A 620-nucleotide genomic window follows, 5' to 3' on the forward strand; every position below is an offset into this window, starting at 1 on the left:
GTCATAATGCGCCGACAGCGCGGCGAATTCGGCGTCGTCCAGCGTCGCGCGCGCCTGCAGCGCATCGACCGCCGCGATCAGCACCTGTTCCACCGGCGACCAGCACTCGGCATTGGCGTTGCCGTGCACGGTGGCGTGGACCTGCTCTTCCGACAGTTTGGCGGCGGCGCCGAACGCCGTGACATGGACGCCCCATTCATACTCGCAGGAATTGAGCGCGCAGGTGCGGTCGATCACGATCTCCCGTTCCCGCAACGACAGCGGCCCGCGATCGAGCAGGCTGGCGCCGCGGAATTTCTCCCAGGCTCGCGGATGGCCGGCCATCATCCGGAACAGCACCAGCGGCGGCTTGCCGCGCATGATGCGGTCGAAATGCTGTTGAACGTCCGACGCATAGGGCGGATCGAGCGGCGCGATACGTGACATGCGGCGACCCTCTTGCTACATTTAGTGTAGCGCGACGCTACAATATCTGTAGCGAACTATGCAAGAGAGATTCGAGGAGGATTGATGCGATGGCGAAGCAGGCTCCAGCCGCCAAACCCGGCGTCCGCGGTTCACGAACCGGCCGCCCGATCATGGCGCTGCTCGATCTGCTGGGACGGCGCTGGACCCTGCGC

At 65.2% G+C, this 620-nt stretch carries 1 protein-coding gene; it reads right to left on the reverse strand.

Annotated elements, in window-relative coordinates; genetic code table 11:
* The coding region (locus D1012_RS22045) for a carboxymuconolactone decarboxylase family protein (RefSeq protein WP_147335788.1) at nt 1–426 on the reverse strand (426 nt) is incomplete at its 3' end.
* Nucleotides 427–620: the final 194 nt, after the last annotated feature.

It is taken from the genome of Pseudotabrizicola alkalilacus (assembly GCF_003443995.1).
GTDB lineage: Bacteria > Pseudomonadota > Alphaproteobacteria > Rhodobacterales > Rhodobacteraceae > Pseudotabrizicola > Pseudotabrizicola alkalilacus.